This is a genomic window from Ideonella oryzae (assembly GCF_024055665.1).
Taxonomy (GTDB): Bacteria; Pseudomonadota; Gammaproteobacteria; order Burkholderiales; family Burkholderiaceae_C; genus Ideonella; species Ideonella oryzae.
The window spans coordinates 93,490-110,584 of the sequence record NZ_JAMXMC010000002.1 but is presented as its reverse complement, the minus strand read 5'-3'; the positions used below and the strand labels follow the sequence as shown (position 1 = coordinate 110,584).

Sequence of the window (17,095 nt, the reverse complement as noted above, 5' to 3'; positions counted from 1 at the left end):
GGGGCGATCCCCACCAAAGGCGGACCGCTACACTGGCAGCCATGGCGCCCCCACCCAAGCAGCAAGCCCACACCCGGCCCGTTTCCGAGGCCCTGGGAGCCAACGCCATGTTGGGGCGGCTGCTGGAGCGCCTGCGCGAATCGGAAGCCCGACTGCGTTGCGTGCGCCAGGTCCTGCCGCCCGCGATGCGAGCCCATGTGCGTGGCGGCGTTCTGGACGAGGAGGGCTGGAACCTGCTGGTCCCGAACAGCGCCGTGGCGGCCAAGTTGCGCCAGTGCCTGCCCCTGATCGAACAGGTTCTGCTGGACGAGGGCTGGGCGCGGGTGGCGCTGCGGGTCAAGGTCCAGGCACCAGAGCGCTGAGGCCGCGCGCGGCGCCTGCCGATGCCCGGCTCAAGCGATGGTGCCGGCTGTCCGAATCGAACGGACGACCTACGGTTTACAAGACCGTTGCTCTACCAACTGAGCTAAGCCGGCGGATGAAGAGGCTGCGATTCTAGTGGCAAGCGCAAGCCTGCCAGCATCGCAGCGGGGTCACTTGATGCGCTTGAGCGCGGGGCGCGGCGTGGGCGCCGAAGGCGGCGGCTCGTCCCCTTCGGGAACGTCCTCGCCTGCCCGGTCCGTTTCGGTCTCGACCGAGGCCAGGCGAAGGCCGGTGCTGCGCTCGGCGGCCGGCGCGGGCGCTTCTTCCTCGCCCGCAGCTTCGGCAGCCGCCGTGGGCATGGGGAAGGCCATGCCCTGCCCGTTCTCCCGGGCATAGATGGCCACCACATGATCCACCGGCACCTGGATCTCGCGCGCCACGCCACCAAAGCGGGCCTTGAACTCGACGAAGTCGTTGCCCAGCTTCAGCCCACTGGTGGCCTCGAAGCCGACGTTGAGCACGATCTCGTTGTTCTTCACATACTCGAACGGCACCTGGACCGAGTGGTCGACAAAGACCGCCAGATAGGGCGTGAACCCGTTGTCCGTGCACCAGTCATGCAGCGCACGGATCAGGTAGGGCCGGGTGGAACTGCCCTGGGTGTCGGCAGGTGGCGAGGGAGGCACGTTGCTCATCGGGACAGGCCTGTCTTCTTACTTGCGCATGACCTTCTCGGACGGGGTCAGCGCCTCGATGTAGGCCGGGCGCGAGAAGATGCGCTCGGCGTACTTCAGCAGCGGTGCCGCGTTCTTGGACAGGTCGATGCCGTAGTAATCCAGACGCCACAGCAGCGGCGCGATGGCCACGTCGAGCATCGAGAAGTCGTCGCCCAGCATGTACTTGTTCTTCAGGAAGATGGGCGCCAGCTGCGTCAGACGGTCGCGGATCTGGGCGCGTGCCTTCTCCAGCTGCTTGTCCGTGCCCTTGATGCCCCGACCTTCGAGGATGTTCACGTTGGCGAACAGCTCCTTCTCGAAGTTGAACAGGAACAGGCGCACACGGGCGCGGGCCACCGGGTCACCCGGCATCAGCTGCGGGTGCGGGAAGCGCTCGTCGATGTACTCGTTGATGATGTGCGACTCGTACAGGATCAGGTCGCGCTCCACGAGGATGGGCACCTCGTTGTAGGGGTTCATCAGCGCGATGTCCTCGGGCTTGGCGAACAGGTCGACATCGCGAATCTCAAAATCCATGCCCTTCTCGAACAGCACGAAGCGGCAACGGTGCGAGTAGGGGCAGGTAGTTCCGGAATACAGCACCATCATGGCGGTGGGCTCCCTCAACAGCAAAACAGAATCGACAGACGCCGAAAACGGAAAAACGCAGCGTGCCTCACGACACGCTGCGTGCGAGTCCAAGCCTCGCGGCTGGACTGGATTTTACTTGACGTCCTTCCAGTAGGCCGCGTTCAGGCGCCAGGCCAGGAACATGAGCACGCCCAGGAACAGCAAAACCCAGACGCCCAGCTGCTTGCGCTGGATCTGTGCCGGCTCACCCATCCACTGCAGATAGGCCACGAGATCGGCCACGGACTCGTTGTACTCCTGGGTCGTCATCGTCCCAGGCGTGGCCGGCGGCACCAGCTTGATATGGTGCTCGCCGTTGGCACCGGCTTCCACCTCAACCGTCTGCTGGCCCTGCAACTCCCACAACGCATGGGGCATGCCCACGGCCGGGAACACGGTGTTGTTCCAGCCGGTCGGACGGGTGTCGTCACGGTAGAAGCCGCGCAGATAGGTGTAGAGATAGTCCGCGCCACTGCCCTGCGCGCCGGCCCGCGAGCGGGCGATCACGCTCAGGTCCGGCGGATTGGCACCGAACCAGGCCTTGGCATCCTTCGGGTCGATGGCGACCTTCATCAGGTCGCCGACCTTCCCGCCGGTGAACAGCATGTTGTCCTTGATCTGCGCATCCGTCAGCCCGATGTCGTGCAGGCGGTTGTAGCGCATGAAGGATGCGCCGTGGCAGTTCAGGCAGTAGTTGACGAACAGCTTGGCGCCATGCTGAAGCGCCGCCACATCCGTCACCTTCTCGGTCGGGAACTTGTCCCAGGGCGTGCCCCCGGTGTTGGCCGACGCACCACCGACCAGGCACAGGGCCGCAAAGCAGCTCGCAATGAGTTTCTTCATCATGTTGTTGCTCCTGCCGAGATTCAGTGCGGGTGGAAGGTCACACGCTCGGGCACCGGCTTGAAGGTGCCCAGCTGGCTCCACCACGGCATCAGCAGGAAGAAGCCGAAATAGAACAGGGTACCGACCTGAGCGATCAGGGTGCCGGTGTCGGACGGCGGCTGGATGCCCAGGTAGGCCAGCACGACGAAGAAGACCACGAACACGCCGTACAGCGCCTTGTGCCAGCTCGGACGGTAGCGGATCGACTTGACCGGGCTGTGATCCAGCCAGGGCAGGAAGAACAGGATGATCACGGCACCGCCCATCACCACCACGCCCCAGAACTTGGCGTCGAAGGTCTTGAGCAGGAAGATCGCGACCAGTGCGGCCACGACCACACCCACCTTCGCCACGCTGGAGAAGCGCCCCTTCAGCAGGGCGGCGACCGCCGCCAGGCCCACCACACCGCTCAACACATTGACCATCACGTCGGTCGTGGCGCGCAGCATCGAATAGAAGGGCGTGAAGTACCAGACCGGCGCGATATGCAGCGGGGTCTTCAACGGGTCGGCCGGGATGAAGTTGTTGTACTCCAGGAAGTAGCCGCCCAGTTCGGGGCCGAAGAAGATGATGGCGCAGAAGACCATCAGGAAGCCCGAGACACCCAGGATGTCATGCACCGTGTAGTACGGGTGGAAGGGGATGCCGTCCAGCGGGCGACCTTGCTCGTCCTTCTTGGCCTTGATCTCAACGCCGTCGGGGTTGTTGGAGCCCACTTCGTGCAGCGCGATGATGTGCGCCACCACCAGGCCCAGCAGCACCAGCGGCACCGCGATGACGTGGAAGCTGAAGAAGCGGTTCAGCGTCGCATCGCCCACCACGTAGTCGCCACGGATCAGCAAGGACAGGTCCGGACCGACGAAGGGGATGGCCGAGAACAGGTTCACGATCACCTGGGCGCCCCAGAAGGACATCTGACCCCAGGGCAGCAGGTAGCCCATGAAGGCCTCGGCCATCAGCGCCAGGAAGATGGCGCAACCGAAGATCCACACCAGCTCACGCGGCTTGCGGTAGGAGCCGTACAGCATGCCCCGGAACATGTGCAGGTACACCACCACGAAGAACGAGGAGGCGCCGGTGGAGTGCATGTAGCGGATGAGCCAGCCCCAGGGCACATCGCGCATGATGTACTCGACGGAGGCGAAGGCCACCGGCACGCCCGCCGAGTTCAGCGAAGCATCCGGCTTGTAGTGCATCACCAGGAAGATGCCGGTGACGATCTGGATCACCAGCACCAGCAGGGCCAGCGAGCCGAAGAAATACCAGAAGTTGAAGTTCTTGGGCGCGTAGTACTCGGACAGGTGCTCCTTGTACAGCTTGGTGGCCGGGAAGCGGTTGTCCACCCAGGTCATCAGCTTCACGCCCAGCGGCGCGTCCGCTGGCGCGACTTTGAATTCAGCCATGTTGATGGTTGCCTTTCGTCTTGTCGTTGGGGGCGCCGATCAGGCCTTCTTGTCCTCGCCGATCAACAGCTTGGTGTCGGCCAGGTACATGTGGGGAGGCACTTCCAGGTTGTCTGGAGCAGGCTTGTTCTTGAAGACGCGGGCCGCCATGTCGAAGGTCGAGCCATGGCAGGGGCACAGGAAGCCACCCGGCCAGTTGTCGGGCAGCGAGGGTTGCGCCCCGGCCGCGAACTTGTCGGAAGGCGAGCAGCCCAGGTGCGTGCACACGCCGATCACCACCAGGTATTCCGGCTTGATCGAGCGCCACTCGTTCTTGGCATAGTCGGGGATCGGATAGGCCTTGCGCTCGGACTTGGGGTCCGCCAGCTCGCCGTCGTTCTTACTCAGCGCGTCGACCTGCTCCTTGGTGCGACGGACGATCCAGACCGGCTTGCCGCGCCATTCGACGGTCATCTTCTCGCCCGGTTGAAGCGCACTGATGTCGACCTCGACCGCGGCACCGGCCGCCTTGGCGCGCTCCGAAGGCGCGAATGTGCTGACGAAGGGCACGGCAGTCGCCACGCCACCGACGGCACCGGCACAACTCGTGGCAATCAGCCAGGTGCGCTTGCCTTGGTCCACCGCGTTATCACTCATGGGGGTCCTTCTAGGAGCTTTGGAAAGACAGGCAGACCTCTGGGTGTCTGCTCACGGGCAATCTCACATTTTAGTGAGTGGAACAACACTTCCGATTCGATCTAGCGCAATCCGACGCAACTTGTTTGCGGCTATGGATTGACACTGTGGGCATCCGGGCAATACTTCACCCAAGCACTTATACCCAACATCAAGGAGCACCCATGACGATCATGAGCGAGTTCAAGGAGTTTGCCGTCAAGGGCAATGTGGTCGATCTGGCGGTCGGTGTGATCATCGGTGGCGCCTTCGGCAAGATCGTCGACTCGGTGGTCAGCGACCTGATCATGCCCCTGGTCGGCCTGGCCATCGGCGGACTGGATTTCTCGAACTATTTCCTGCAGCTCTCGGGGGCACCCGCCGCCACGCTGGCGGAGGCCAAGAAGGCTGGGGCCGTCTTCGCGTACGGCAACTTCCTGACCGTGCTGCTCAACTTCATCATCCTGGCTTTCATCATCTTCGTGATGGTCCGCCAGATCAACCGGCTGCGGAAGGCGAATGAACCCGCACCGGCACCGGCCCCCGCGCCTGTGACGCCGGAGGATGTGCTGCTGTTGCGCGAGATCCGCGACGCACTCAAGCGCTGATCAGCGCATGCCCAGCAGGCGGCGGGCCATCCGGGCCGCCGCCACCAGGCTGGCCGCACTGGCCACGCCCTGCCCCGCCACGTCGAAGGCCGTGCCGTGGTCGGGGCTGGTCCGCACCAGGGGCAGCCCCAAGGTCACATTGACCCCCTCCTCCACCCCCAGGTACTTGACCGGAATGAGACCGTGGTCGTGTGTCATGGCCACCACAAAGTCGAATTCACCGGGGTGTCCTGGGGCATGGCGCGCCCGCATGAAGACCGTGTCGGGCGCGTAAGGCCCGCGGGCGTCGATGCCTTCGGCCCGGGCGGCCTCAATCGCCGGCGCGATCAGCCGGACTTCCTCGTCGCCAAACAGCCCTCCCTCGCCGGCATGCGGGTTCAGGCCGGCCACGGCGATGCGTGGGGCCGCCATGCCGAAGCGCCGGCCGGCCGCCTGGGTGATGCGCAGGGTTTCGAGGATGCCCGGGGTGTCCAGAGCCTCGATGGCCTGGCGCAGTGCCATGTGGATGGTCACCAGCACCACCCGCAGCTCCCCGTTGGCGAGCATCATCCGCACCGGCGGCAACACACCACCGACCGCACAGAGAGACTGCAGCATCTCGGTGTGGCCAGGAAAGGCAACGCCGGCCGCCCCCAGGGCCTCCTTGTGCAGGGGGGCGGTGACAAGGCCGCCCGCCTCTCCCGCCTGCAGCAGCCCCACAGCCCCGGTGATGCAGGCCGCTGCGGCTGCCCCGGCGCGGGCGTCAACCCGGCCCCAGGGCAGTTGATCCACACCCGGCGGCAGGCCCGGTGGCTGCCAGACTGGCAAACACCCCGGTGGACAACATGCCCAGTCGCCCGCGACCTCCAGCCAGGCCACCGGCAGGGACAGGCCGGCCGCGCGAGCCCCACGGCGCAGCGCCCCCACATCGCCTACCACCAGGGCATCAGCAAGTTCGCCCGCGGCGAACGCCTTGGCGATGATCTCGGGACCGATCCCCACGGGATCCCCCATCGTGACCAGCAGGCGAGGCTTGGGGGCGTTCATGCGGGATTGGGCAAATCGATGAAGTGGTGCTCGAGCCCGAACTGGGCCGCCAGGCGCGTGCCCACGGCCGGCGCGCCATAGCGCTCCGTCGCATGGTGGCCGCAAGCCAGGAAGGCCACGCCCGTCTCGCGCGACAGATGAGCCTGCGGCTCGGAGATTTCCCCGGTCAGGAAGACGTCCGCGCCGGCCGCGATGGCGGCCTCGAAGTAGCCCTGGGCCCCACCGCTGCACCAGGCCAGGCGCCGCAGTGGCCGGCCATCGCCAGGCAGCACCGTCGGCACCCGGTCCAGACGAGATTGCAGATCGGCGGCCAGCTGTTCCACGGTGGTGGCGCCGTCCTGGGTGCCGACAAAGCCCAGGTCCTGCTCGCCGAAGCGGCCATCGGCCCGCCAACCCAGTCGGGCGGCCCACTGGGCGTTGTTGCCCAGTTCGGGGTGGGCATCCAGCGGCAGGTGGTAGGCCAACAGATTGATGCCATGGCCCAGCAGCCGTTCCACCCGGGTCTTCAGCCAACCGGTGAGGCGACCATCCTGCCCGCGCCAGAACAGGCCGTGGTGCACCAGGATGGCATCGGCCTGGGCTGCGATCGCGGCGTCGATCAGCGCCAGGCTCGCGGTCACCCCGGAGACGAGCCGCCGGATCTCGGCACGCCCCTCGACCTGCAGACCGTTCGGCCCATAATCCTTGAACCGCTCAGGCTGCAGCCACTGGTTGAGGCAACCCTCGATCTCCGTTCTTGCAGCCATGGGCTTCTTCCTCGACGTGTCATGCGCAGAATCTGGCTCATTTTCGCCCAATCGGTCACCGTCGCGGTGGCGGTGGTCTTCGTCCTGGGGACCTTCAAGCCCGGCTGGCTGCAGCAGGCCCCGCGCATGGCCTGGCCCCAGGCCGTCCCCACCACGCCGGCATCCGGCGTGCCCGTCCAGGTGTCCGACGACCCGCTGCCCACGCAGCCGCTGAGCGTGGCCGCGCGCAAGGCGTCGCCGGCGGTGGTCAGTGTGACGGCCAGCAAGACCAGCAAGACGAACTCCGCCAATCCCCATGCGGAAGACCCCTGGTTCCGCTACTTCTTCGGACAGCGGGGCGGCCAGCAGGACGCCGAGGATCCACAGCCCCAGATCGGCCTGGGCTCGGGCGTGATCGTGTCGTCCGAGGGCTATCTGCTCACCAACAACCACGTGGTCGATGGCGCCGACGAGATCCAGGTGCAGCTCTCCGATGGCCGCACCGCCAAGGCCCGCTTGGTGGGCACCGACCCGGAGAGCGACATCGCGGTGTTGAAGGTGGATCTGGACCGCCTGCCCGTGGTCAGCCTGGGACGGATCGACCAGGTGGTGGTGGGCGACGCGGTGCTGGCCATCGGCAACCCCTTCAACGTCGGCCAGACCGTCACCTCGGGCATTGTGAGCGCCCTGGGCCGCAGCGGCCTCGGCCTGTCCACCTTCGAGAACTTCATCCAGACGGATGCGGCGATCAACCCTGGCAATTCCGGCGGCGCACTGATCGACGTGAACGGCAATCTCATCGGCATCAACACAGCCATCTACTCGCGCTCCGGCGGCAGCATGGGCATCGGTTTTGCCATTCCCATCGATCTGGCGCAGCAGGTGATGAACGGCCTGGTGCGGGAGGGTCAGGTGACGCGCGGCTGGATCGGCGTGCAGCCGCGCGATCTGGACCCGGAGTTCGCACAGAACTTCAAAATCCCGGTGGCCGAGGGCGTGTTGATCACCGGCGTGCTGCAGGACGGCCCGGCCAGCAAAGCCGGCATGAAGCCGGGAGACGTGGTGGTGCGCATTGCTGGCCAACCGATCCGCAACACGGCGCAGCTGCTCAATGTGGTGGCCGCGCTGAAGCCGCAGACCGATGCCGTGGTGGGTGTGCTGCGCGGACAGCAGGCGGTGGACCTGAAGGTCCACATCGCACAACGACCGCGCCAACAAACGCAGTGAGCAGCGCCTGGCGGCGTCAGGCGGTCTTGTCGGAATCGGCCGGATCGCTGTCCGGGAACTGCGTGTGCTTGATGAACACGCCCGCCGCCAGGATGCCCAGCTCATAGAGCACGCACATCGGAATGGCCAGCGACAGCTGCGAGACGATGTCCGGCGGCGTCAGGATGGCCGCGATGATGAAGGCCAGCACGATGAAGTAGCCGCGGAACTCACGCAGCTTGGCCACCGACACGATGCCCATGCGGGCCAGCACGACCACGGCGACCGGCACCTCGAAGGCCGCGCCGAAGGCGATGAACATGGTCAGCACGAAGCTGAGGTAGGCCTCGATGTCCGGCGCCGCGGTGATGCTGTGGGGTGCGAAGCTCTGGATGAACTTGAACACCTTGCCGAACACGAAGAAGTAGCAGAACGCCACACCGGTGAAGAAGAGCACGGTGCTGGAGACCACCAACGGCAGCACCAGCTTCTTCTCGTGGCTGTACAGGCCCGGCGCCACAAAGGCCCAGACCTGGTAGAGCACCACCGGCAGCGCCAGCAGGAAGGCCGCCATCATGGTGATCTTGAGCGGCACCAGGAAGGGCGAGATCACGTTGGTGGCAATCATCGTCGCGCCATGCGGCAACGTGCTCACCAGCGGTGCCGCCAGCAGGTCGTACAAACCGGCTGGCCCCGGCCAGATGGCCAGGACGCCGAAGGCCACCCCAACCGCCAGCAGGGCCCGCACCAGGCGGTCCCGCAGCTCGATCAGGTGGGTGACGAAGGGGGCTTCGGTGCCCTCCAGTTCGTCGCGAGGTTCTTGGCTCATGTCACTACCACCCAGCCGCGGTGCGGGCCTGGGGCCGTGTCAATTCAGGCCCCGGAATGGGGCGGACGGAACCGGGCCACGCGCGCGGCACCGGACTGCACATGCATGCGCACACCCTGGCGCTGCTTGTACCAGCGGGGCACGGCTCCGCGCTTCATGCGCCAGCGCTTGCGTGGAGGCTGGTAGGCCGGTGTCCAGCCCGAGGAGGTCAAGGACGCCGGCGCAGTGGTCTCCAGACCGGCGTACTCGGCACTGCCTTCGGGCTTCCAGGCGCTTTCAACGGCGCTGGCCGCCTGCTGGACTTCCTGCTGCACGCTCTGGCTGACGTCACGCGCGGCGGTCTCAAACTGGGACTTCATCTTCTGAAGCTCCTCCAGTTCGATCGAACGGTTGACCTCGGCCTTCACATCCGCCACGTAGCGCTGGGCCTTGCCGATGAAATGCCCCACGGTGCGGGCCACGCGCGGCAGCTTCTCAGGGCCGATGACAATCAGGGCCACCGCACCGATAAGGGCCAGCTTGTCGAAGCCGAAATCGATCATGCTGCGGCGAAGACGAGGTCAGGCATGCACACGCTCAGGACTTGGGGCGCGCGTCGACGTCCACCGTGTTGCTGTCGGCGGTCGACTTCTTCGCGGTCACCTGGGGAGGGGCCGGTTCATCGGTTTCTGCGCCGGTCTTCATGCCGTCCTTGAAGCCCTTGACGGCAGCACCCAGGTCGGTGCCCACGTTCTTCAGCTTCTTGGTGCCGAAGATCAGCACCACCACGACCAGCACGATCAGCCAATGCCAGATGCTGAACGATCCCATGTCAATTCTCCAGAAAACGAATCTTGCGATTCTACGGGGGGCTCCGTGACACTTTGCGTCAAGCCCGTGTCACGGACCCGACAAGCCGCGCAGCCCCGATCAGCCTTTGGCCCAGGGGCGCGGCCCACCAATGACGTGCATGTGCAGGTGGTAGACCTCCTGCCCACCGTCGCGCCCGGTGTTGATGATCTGGCGGAAGCCGCCGGTCACGCCCAACTGGGCCATCAGCTGCGGTGCCAGGATCATCATCTTGCCCATCAGCGCCTGCTCGGCCGGCGTGACGTCGGCCATGGTGGCGATGTGGGTTTTGGGGATGATCAGGAAGTGCACCGGCGCCCAGGGATGGATGTCGTGGAAGGCCAGGACGTCCTCGTCCTCGTAGACCTTCTTCGAAGGGATCTGGCCAGCGACGATCTTGCAGAAGAGGCAATCGGGATCGGTGTGCATGGGTGACCTTCAGGCCTTGATCGGCATGGGCTTGCCGTCGTTCCAGTTGAGAATGCCCTTGACGATACGGTAGATGACCCACACCGAGTCGGCGAACAGCACAATGAAGCCCACGCCGACGATCACGGTGATGAAGCCCAGGACCGCCCACAGCAGGCTGAACCAGAAGGTCCGGATCTGCCAGGTGAAGTGGCTTTCGTAGATCGTGCCGGCCGTGTCCTCGCGCTTCACGTAGTTGATGATCACCGCGACGATGGCGGTGAAGCCGATCACGGCACTTAGCGCATACAGGATGTAGGTGATCAGCGTGAGCTGCTTGAGGCTGGCCAGCCGTTCGGACGACGGGGCGGTGTTGACGACATCGTTCATGAACCCTCCTTGTGTTCGCGCTGCTGCGCCTTGCGGGCAGCGAATTCTTCCAGGCCGGACAGGCCCTCGCGCCGCTCCAGTTCGGTGAGCACATCGGCCGGTGACAGGCCGAAGTGCGCCAGCGCGACCAGGGAATGGAACCACAGGTCGGCCATCTCGTAGATGATCTTGCTGCGGTCGCCGTCCTTGCCGGCCATCACGGTCTCGACCGCCTCCTCGCCCACCTTCTTCAGGATGGTGTCGGTGCCCTTGTGGAACAGGCGGGCGACATAGCTCTTGTCGGGGTCGCCACCGCGCCGGCTCTCGATCACCTCGTGCAGGCGTTGCAGCGTGTCGTTCGAACTCATGGGAATGCTCATGCCTTGTAGATGGTGGCCGGGTCCTTCAGGACCGGGTCCACGGCCTGCCATTGGTCGCCCTCCAGCCGCTCGAAGAAGCAGCTGTGGCGGCCGGTGTGGCAGGCGATGCCGGGCTCATGGCCCAGCTGGGTGATCTTCAGCAGCACCACGTCCTGGTCGCAGTCGACGCGGATCTCGTGCACCTGCTGGAAATGGCCGGACTCCTCGCCCTTGTGCCAGAGCTTCTGGCGCGAACGGCTGAAATACACCGCCTGCTTCAGCGCGGCGGTGCGGGCCAGGGCCTCGCGGTTCATCCAGGCGAACATCAGCACGTCGCCGGTCGCGGCTTCCTGGGCGATGACCGGCACCAGGCCGTCACGGTCCCACTTGATGTGATCCAACCAATCCATGGGCGGCAGTGTAGCGAAGCGTGAAGCCGGGCCGCCGGCTCAGTCGCGGTGGGTCGGGCCGGTGAAACCGCGCTCGGCGGCAAACCACTGCAGCACGGGAACAGTGCCCGGCAGCACCGGGTGGCTGGCCACCGGCAGGGTCTCCCAGGCCATGGCCTGCTGCTCACGCATCTGGAACTCACCGCTCCACTCGTAGACCTTGCGGAAATGCAGACGCACCCGGGCGTGGGGGTAGTCCATCACCAGCTCCTGCCAGGCGAAGCTCTCGCCGATGCGGATGCCCAGCTCCTCCCAGAGCTCACGGGCCAGGGCCTCGTGCACGGTTTCGCTGGCCTCCAGCTTGCCACCCGGGAATTCCCAGTAGCCGGCGTAGACCTTGCCCTCGGGCCGGGAGGTCAGCAGGAAGCGCCCTTCCCGCCCGGTGCCGTCGCGCTCGACCAGCACGCCCACGGCCACATCGACCGGCGTGCGTTCTGTGGAGGCCCCGCTCATGCGCTGCCGGCCCCGCTGTCCAGGGCCCGGCGCCCCGCCAGATCGCGTGCGAACTGGTAGGCCACCCGACCCGAGCGGGAGCCGCGCTCCAGCGCGAACACCAGGGCCTCAGGCCGGGCCGCCTCGATGGCGGCGGCATCCAGGCCGAAGTGCGACAGCCACTGCGCGACGATGGCCAGATATTCCGGTTGGCTGAAGGGGTAGAAGCTGATCCACAGGCCGAAGCGCTCGGACAGGGAGATCTTCTCCTCCACCACTTCGCCGGGATGGAGTTCCCCATCCTCGGTGTGCTGGTAGCTGAGGTTGTCCTTCATCGTCTCGGGCAGCAGGTGGCGCCGGTTGCTGGTGGCGTAGATCAGCAGGTTGTCGCTGGCTGCGGCCACCGAGCCGTCCAGGATGGACTTGAGCGCCTTGTAGCCGGACTCGCCTTCCTCGAAGCTCAGGTCATCGCAGAAGACAATGAAGCGCTCGGGTCGGCGCGACACCAGCTCCACCACATCGGGCAGGTCCACCAGATCGGCCTTGTCGATCTCGATCAGGCGCAGGCCCTGGTCGGCAAAGGTGTTCAGGCAGGCCTTGATCAGCGAGCTCTTGCCGGTGCCACGGGCCCCGGTGAGCAGCACGTTGTTGGCCGGCTGGCCCGAGACGAACTGCGCCGTGTTGCGCCACAGGCGCTCCTTCTGCGGCTCGATCTCGTGCAGGTCGGCCAGCTGGATCGTCGACACGTGACGCACCGGCTCCAGCCGTCCCATGCCCTGCCGACGGCGATAGCGAAACGCCGTCGACAAATCCCAATCGGGCGCACCCAAGGGCCGGGGCAGCCAGGCCTCCAGCCGTTCCAGCACCCGCTCGGCACGCAGCAGCAGGGGCTCCAGATCTTCCAGGTTCATGACCCCGAGTGTACGAGGCGCAGGAGGCGGGCCGGCCCATGCACGGGCCGGCCCGCCGCCGGTTCAGGGGCAGCTGGTGCCGACGTCCAGGCGCGCGATGCGCGGCTTGCCCAGGTTGGCCGCCGCCGGGTCATAGGCCGGGGCCGGCGCCTTGTAGGCGGCCAGGTAGGCCGACAGCGCATCGATGTCCTGGGCGCCGCCCAGGCGGTTGCTGCCGCCCTTCAGCGCGCTGAAGCCGTCCCCGCCATCCGCCAGGAAGTTGTTGACCGTCACGCGCCAGGTCTTGCCGGCATCCACCACCTGGCCCGCGGCATCCACCAGCGTCTGCACGCCAGCCCCGCTGGTCAGCGTCAGGTTACGCACCTTGGCCCCGCAGGCCTGGGTGTAGTCCCATTCGTAGCGGATGCCCTTGGAGGGCAGCAGCACCTTGGCGTAGGTGCTGGTCTGCCCCAGGCAGCCGGGGAACTGCTGCTCCAGCGTGTCACGCACCTGCTGGGTGGTCAGCGTCAGCGTCACCAGGCTGTTGCCGAAGGGCTGGACGGTGAAGGCTTCGCCGTAGGTGACGTTGCCATCGCCCTCGCCCACCGCGCTGCCCGCGTAGAGGAAGCCCGGGTTGCGCACGCCGCCCGGGTTCATCAGCGCGAACTGCGCGCCGCCCAGGTTGGACGGGCTGGTGGCGGCCCACTGCGAATCGGCGATCAGGTCGCCCGCGGGCATGTTGCAGGCGGCGTCCTTGGTGTTCGGTACGTCGGTGGTGATGGCGCCGATCACCTGGTTGGCCACCGGCGCGGCCAGGGCCTTGTAGGCCGCCACGATGCCGGCGATCTGCGCGTTGGGCACGATGGCGGCGTTGCTGCGGTCCACCACCTTGTTCTGCGCGGTGATGGCGGCCACCTGGCCGGTGGCGCGGTCCAGCGTGATGTCGATGTCGGTCAGCACCTTGCCCTGGGTGTTGGCACTGGTCACCGGAATCAGCCGGCCCGAGGCCAGCGGCAGCTGGCAGTTGTAGGCCGCATGGGTGTGGCCGCTGATCACCAGGTCCACCGCGTCATCGAGCTGGCTGACGATGGTCTTGATCGGCGAGCCGTCCAGGTTGCCGGCGCAGGCGTTGATGTCCACCGTGGAGCCGGTCTGCACGCCGCCCTGGTGGATCAGCACGACGATGGCCTCCACGCCCTGGGCACGCAGCTCGGGGACCAGCCGGTTGATGGTGGCCGCCTCGTCGTTGAACACCAGGCCCTTGACCGCCGAGGGTGTGACGATCTGCGGCGTTTCCTTGAGGGTCAGACCGATGAAGGCCACCTTGACCTTCTTGCCGCCAGCCTTGAAGGCCTTGATGCCATAGGGCTTGAACAGCGTGTCGCCGGTCTTGGCGTTGGCCACATTGGCCGCCAGGAACTTGAACTGCGCGCCCTCGAACGGCACCGGCGTGCCCACATCCGCACCGCGGCAGCTGTTGACGGTGTCGGTGGGGTGGCAGCCGCCCTGGGCCATGCGCTTGAGATCGGCCTTGCCGTCGTCGAACTCGTGGTTGCCCACGGCGTTGAAGTCCAGGCCGGCCCGGTTCATGGTCTCGATGGTCGGCTCGTCGTGGAACAGGGCCGAGACCAGCGGACTCGCGCCGATCAGGTCGCCCGCGGAGACGACCACGGTGTTCGGATTGGCGGCCCGCGCCGCGGCGATGTAGCCGGCGATCTCGTCCACCCCCCCGGCCGGCACGGCTGCGGCATTGCCGTCGGCCTTGTAGGTCCCCGGAGACTCCAGCGCACCGTGGAAGTCGTTGAGCGCCAGCACCTTGATCACGGGGTTGCTGGTGTCCTTGGCCGCGGCGGCGCGGACGATGGTGGTCTTGGCGCCGGCTGCGGCGTGGGCACCGGCGACGGCCAGCGCGGCCATCAGGGCCAGCGCCAGGCGGTTCAGAGCGAACATGGGGACTCCCTGCGTGTTGTTGGAGTCCCAATTGGAGCGGCCGGCCCGTGACAGCCGCTTGACGGAAGCGCGATGCCCCCATGTTCTGGGGGCGATGTCGCCGGCCTCAGCCCAGCGCGCGCAGGGCGATGTCCAGCTGCTCGGTGGGCAGGCGGCGGAAGCCCGAGCGCGCGAAGCGCTGCAGGCGACCGATGGCGAAGCAGGTCAGGGCCGAGGCCTGGCCGTTGGCCTCCACAGTCGGCGTGGCCGAACCGGCCGCTTCGGCGGACAGACGCAGGCTCTGCCGCAGGAGCGACTCCACCCGGTCAAAGAACTGGTTCATACGCAGGCCCAGGCGCTCGTGCTCGAACACCAGGGCATCGCCCACCATCACACGGGTCATGCCGGGGTTGCGCTCGCCGAACTGCAGCAGCACCTGCAGCATGCGCTGGGCCTGGCCGGCCTGCTCGCGCTCGGCCACCTGGTTGAGCAGGGTGAAGACGGAGGATTCGATGAACTCGATCAGGCCCTCGAACATCTGGGCCTTGCTGGCGAAGTGGCGATAGAGCGCTGCTTCGCTGACCGACAGGCGCGCGGCGAGGGCCGCGGTGGTGATGCGCTCGGCGCCGGGCTGCTCGAGCATCTCGGCCAGGGTCTGCAGGATCTGCACCCGCCGCTCGCCGGGCTTGGGCCGCTTGCGTGCGGCCGGGGCACTCACGGCTTCGCTCGTGCTGACTGTCTCGGCTTCCGGTTCCAGGGCTTCAGGCAGGTCAGACATCACGACAGGCGGTGCAACTGTTGGAGCGAGCCGATTCTGGCATACACGTAGGCGGGCCGACGGCGCAGGCGAGCACCCCGTTCCGGCCCGTGGCCGTGGCCCCGCGCCCAGCGCTGCATCCACACCGCGCGCATGCCCACCCGGTGCGCCGCCTTCTGGTTCATCAGGCTGTCTTCCACCAGCACGCAGCGCTGCACCGGCACCTTCAGCCGGGCGGCCAGCAGGCGCAGCATGCGCGCATCGGGCTTGGGCCGCAGATCGCCAAAACAGCGCATCTGCTCCACGCCGATGACGGCCTCGAAGCAGCCCAGCACCCCCAGGGCGCGCAGCACCCGCACCGCGTAGCCCCGGCCCGCATTGGTCAGCACGATCTTGCGGCCCGGCAGGCGCTTGAGCGCGGCGAGGTCGTGCACATGGGCGGCCAGCTCCCCTTCCAGCCCGGGAAAGGCGTGGGTGAGGCGCACGAAGTGCTCCACCTGCACGCCGTGGTGGCGCACCAGGCCCACCAGGGTGTTGCCGTAATGGGCCCAGTAGTGGGCCCGCAGGCGGTCGGCCTCCTGCGCGGGCACGCCCAGGGTGTCCTCGATGTAGCGGTTCATCGCCACATCGAAGTGACGGAAGGCCGAGGCGCCGGCGTTGTGCAGCGTGTTGTCCAGGTCGAACAGCCAGACCCGCCGGCCTGGATCACAGCGCATGCCGGTCTCCAGGCGATTGGCGGGCGTCGCGCACACCCAGGCCGGCAATACTGGCCAGCATCAGCGCAGCCCCCAGCCACTGGCTCCAACCCATCTGTTCGCCCAGCAGCAGTGCTGCCAGCAGCACTGCCGTCAAGGGCTCCACGAGGGTGGCCACGGTGAGCGCGGTGGGGCTCAGCCGGGCGGCCCCCCAACTGAAGGCCAGCAATGCCAGCGCGGCGGTGAACAGGCCCAGGTACAGCAACCAGGCCTCCGGCGGCAACTCGCGCGGCCAGGACAGGGGGGAGTAGACAGCGGTCAGGCCCATCACCGCCGCCGCAACCAGGGTCAGTCCGGTCGTTGCGCGACCGGCCCCCAGCCGCTGCGACAGCCGGCCACTCACCAAGGTGAAGGCCGCATACAGCACAGCCGAGGCCACCGAGAAGGCAATGCCCGACCAGAGCATGGAGGGTTCCTGCGACAGCGGCCCCTCGCCGCTGCGCCAGACCACCGCCACCGTGCCCGCCAGGGCCATCGCCAGCCATAAGGCGAGCGGGCCATCCAGACGCTCCCGCCCGCGCAGCACCGCCGACAGCGTGACCAGCACCGGTGGCAGACACAACGCGATCAGCGTCGGCACGGCCGCCCCGATGCGGGCGATGCCCAGGAACCAGCACAGAACATAGAGCGCCATGCAGCTCCCCGCGGCCCCCAACAGCGCCGCCTCCCGCTGAAATGCAGGCAGCAGGCCGGCACGGCCGAACACGGCCAGCAAACCCAGCCCACCGATCACGAAGCGCCAGAAGGAGATGTTCTCGGGCGCGATCCCGAAACGGGCGATCAAGAGATTGACCACCAGGGCACCGGTGCCCCACAGGAAGCCCGCCGAGCAGGCTGCGGCCAGAGCAGCGACGGAACGGGAGCCGGACATCAT

23 protein-coding genes and 1 tRNA gene are annotated in these 17,095 nt (G+C 66.8%); 3 read left to right on the top strand and 21 right to left on the bottom strand.

The genetic code is table 11. The features are described from left to right. The first annotated feature begins 41 nt into the window (after nucleotides 1-41). Entirely contained in the window at nucleotides 42-362 is a 321-nt protein-coding gene (locus M0L44_RS03165) for a hypothetical protein (protein WP_252768165.1), read from the top strand. A gap of 38 nt (nucleotides 363-400) precedes the next feature. Here M0L44_RS03165 and M0L44_RS03160 read toward each other — a convergent pair. The 6 genes from M0L44_RS03160 to petA form a co-directional block, all read right to left on the bottom strand. Then, nucleotides 401-476, bottom strand: a tRNA-Thr gene (locus tag M0L44_RS03160). Between the two features lie 57 nt (nucleotides 477-533). Next, nucleotides 534-1,058, bottom strand: a complete 525-nt coding sequence (locus M0L44_RS03155; protein WP_252768164.1) for a ClpXP protease specificity-enhancing factor — start codon at nucleotides 1,056-1,058, stop codon at nucleotides 534-536. Between the two features lie 18 nt (nucleotides 1,059-1,076). Then, nucleotides 1,077-1,688, bottom strand: coding sequence for a glutathione S-transferase N-terminal domain-containing protein (locus tag M0L44_RS03150; RefSeq protein WP_022981032.1), 612 nt, complete (start codon nucleotides 1,686-1,688; stop codon nucleotides 1,077-1,079). Nucleotides 1,689-1,802: 114 nt separating this feature from the next. After that, nucleotides 1,803-2,552 (bottom strand): cytochrome c1, encoded by a 750-nt coding sequence (locus tag M0L44_RS03145; RefSeq protein ID WP_252768565.1) that lies wholly within the window; start codon nucleotides 2,550-2,552, stop codon nucleotides 1,803-1,805. A 23-nt stretch (nucleotides 2,553-2,575) separates the two neighbouring features. Beyond that, nucleotides 2,576-3,997 carry a cytochrome b gene (locus tag M0L44_RS03140; RefSeq protein WP_252768163.1) on the bottom strand — a complete coding sequence of 474 codons (1,422 nt, stop codon included), beginning with the start codon at nucleotides 3,995-3,997 and terminating at the stop codon, nucleotides 2,576-2,578. A gap of 39 nt (nucleotides 3,998-4,036) precedes the next feature. Further along, on the bottom strand, nucleotides 4,037-4,633 hold the full coding sequence (gene petA, locus M0L44_RS03135; RefSeq protein ID WP_252768162.1) for a ubiquinol-cytochrome c reductase iron-sulfur subunit: 597 nt from the start codon (nucleotides 4,631-4,633) through the stop codon (nucleotides 4,037-4,039). A gap of 203 nt (nucleotides 4,634-4,836) precedes the next feature. Between petA and mscL the strand changes: the two genes are divergently transcribed. Continuing rightward, the gene (gene mscL, locus M0L44_RS03130) at nucleotides 4,837-5,259 is read left to right on the top strand and encodes a large conductance mechanosensitive channel protein MscL (protein WP_252768161.1); all 423 of its coding nucleotides are present in this window, start codon (nucleotides 4,837-4,839) and stop codon (nucleotides 5,257-5,259) included. Here the strand turns inward: mscL and pdxA are convergent, their stop codons facing one another. Both pdxA and M0L44_RS03120 read right to left on the bottom strand, forming a co-directional pair. Further along, the gene (gene pdxA / locus M0L44_RS03125; protein WP_252768160.1) at nucleotides 5,260-6,285 is read right to left on the bottom strand and encodes a 4-hydroxythreonine-4-phosphate dehydrogenase PdxA; all 1,026 of its coding nucleotides are present in this window, start codon (nucleotides 6,283-6,285) and stop codon (nucleotides 5,260-5,262) included. Further along, nucleotides 6,282-7,031, bottom strand: a complete 750-nt coding sequence (locus tag M0L44_RS03120) for a Nif3-like dinuclear metal center hexameric protein (protein WP_252768159.1) — start codon at nucleotides 7,029-7,031, stop codon at nucleotides 6,282-6,284. The genes pdxA and M0L44_RS03120 overlap by 4 nt, the downstream gene beginning before the upstream one ends. Before the next feature lie 21 nt (nucleotides 7,032-7,052). Between M0L44_RS03120 and M0L44_RS03115 the strand changes: the two genes are divergently transcribed. Then, a complete protein-coding gene (locus M0L44_RS03115) occupies nucleotides 7,053-8,237 on the top strand; it encodes a Do family serine endopeptidase (protein ID WP_252768158.1) in 1,185 nt (394 codons plus the stop codon). Between the two features lie 16 nt (nucleotides 8,238-8,253). Here the strand turns inward: M0L44_RS03115 and tatC are convergent, their stop codons facing one another. The 13 genes from tatC to M0L44_RS03050 all read right to left on the bottom strand — a co-directional run bounded on the left by tatC (nucleotide 8,254) and on the right by M0L44_RS03050 (nucleotide 17,095). Continuing rightward, nucleotides 8,254-9,045: a twin-arginine translocase subunit TatC gene (gene tatC, locus M0L44_RS03110; protein ID WP_252768157.1), complete on the bottom strand. Its 792-nt coding sequence runs from the start codon at nucleotides 9,043-9,045 to the stop codon at nucleotides 8,254-8,256. 44 nt (nucleotides 9,046-9,089) lie between these two features. Beyond that, the gene (gene tatB / locus M0L44_RS03105; RefSeq protein WP_252768156.1) at nucleotides 9,090-9,587 is read right to left on the bottom strand and encodes a Sec-independent protein translocase protein TatB; all 498 of its coding nucleotides are present in this window, start codon (nucleotides 9,585-9,587) and stop codon (nucleotides 9,090-9,092) included. A 34-nt stretch (nucleotides 9,588-9,621) separates the two neighbouring features. Continuing rightward, nucleotides 9,622-9,855 (bottom strand): Sec-independent protein translocase subunit TatA, encoded by a 234-nt coding sequence (tatA, locus tag M0L44_RS03100; RefSeq protein WP_252768155.1) that lies wholly within the window; start codon nucleotides 9,853-9,855, stop codon nucleotides 9,622-9,624. 99 nt (nucleotides 9,856-9,954) lie between these two features. Then, nucleotides 9,955-10,302 (bottom strand): histidine triad nucleotide-binding protein, encoded by a 348-nt coding sequence (locus M0L44_RS03095; RefSeq protein WP_252768154.1) that lies wholly within the window; start codon nucleotides 10,300-10,302, stop codon nucleotides 9,955-9,957. Between the two features lie 9 nt (nucleotides 10,303-10,311). Further along, nucleotides 10,312-10,671 carry a DUF4870 family protein gene (locus M0L44_RS03090; protein WP_252768153.1) on the bottom strand — a complete coding sequence of 120 codons (360 nt, stop codon included), beginning with the start codon at nucleotides 10,669-10,671 and terminating at the stop codon, nucleotides 10,312-10,314. Continuing rightward, nucleotides 10,668-11,018, bottom strand: a complete 351-nt coding sequence (locus M0L44_RS03085) for a phosphoribosyl-ATP diphosphatase (protein WP_252768152.1) — start codon at nucleotides 11,016-11,018, stop codon at nucleotides 10,668-10,670. The genes M0L44_RS03090 and M0L44_RS03085 overlap by 4 nt, the downstream gene beginning before the upstream one ends. A gap of 8 nt (nucleotides 11,019-11,026) precedes the next feature. After that, nucleotides 11,027-11,419, bottom strand: a complete 393-nt coding sequence (gene hisI / locus M0L44_RS03080; RefSeq protein WP_225863054.1) for a phosphoribosyl-AMP cyclohydrolase — start codon at nucleotides 11,417-11,419, stop codon at nucleotides 11,027-11,029. Nucleotides 11,420-11,458: 39 nt separating this feature from the next. Continuing rightward, nucleotides 11,459-11,911 carry an NUDIX domain-containing protein gene (locus tag M0L44_RS03075; RefSeq protein WP_252768151.1) on the bottom strand — a complete coding sequence of 151 codons (453 nt, stop codon included), beginning with the start codon at nucleotides 11,909-11,911 and terminating at the stop codon, nucleotides 11,459-11,461. Next, nucleotides 11,908-12,801 (bottom strand): ATP-binding protein, encoded by an 894-nt coding sequence (locus tag M0L44_RS03070; protein ID WP_252768150.1) that lies wholly within the window; start codon nucleotides 12,799-12,801, stop codon nucleotides 11,908-11,910. Before M0L44_RS03070 ends, M0L44_RS03075 begins: the two co-directional genes overlap by 4 nt. Nucleotides 12,802-12,864: 63 nt before the next feature. Then, a complete protein-coding gene (locus M0L44_RS03065; protein WP_252768149.1) occupies nucleotides 12,865-14,730 on the bottom strand; it encodes a bifunctional metallophosphatase/5'-nucleotidase in 1,866 nt (621 codons plus the stop codon). Nucleotides 14,731-14,836: 106 nt separating this feature from the next. Further along, complete coding sequence (gene slmA, locus M0L44_RS03060) at nucleotides 14,837-15,487, bottom strand: nucleoid occlusion factor SlmA (RefSeq protein WP_252768148.1); 651 nt, start codon at nucleotides 15,485-15,487, stop codon at nucleotides 14,837-14,839. Then, nucleotides 15,487-16,182: a pyrimidine 5'-nucleotidase gene (locus tag M0L44_RS03055; protein WP_252768147.1), complete on the bottom strand. Its 696-nt coding sequence runs from the start codon at nucleotides 16,180-16,182 to the stop codon at nucleotides 15,487-15,489. The genes slmA and M0L44_RS03055 overlap by 1 nt, the downstream gene beginning before the upstream one ends. Beyond that, entirely contained in the window at nucleotides 16,172-17,095 is a 924-nt protein-coding gene (locus M0L44_RS03050; RefSeq protein ID WP_252768146.1) for a DMT family transporter, read from the bottom strand. The genes M0L44_RS03055 and M0L44_RS03050 overlap by 11 nt, the downstream gene beginning before the upstream one ends.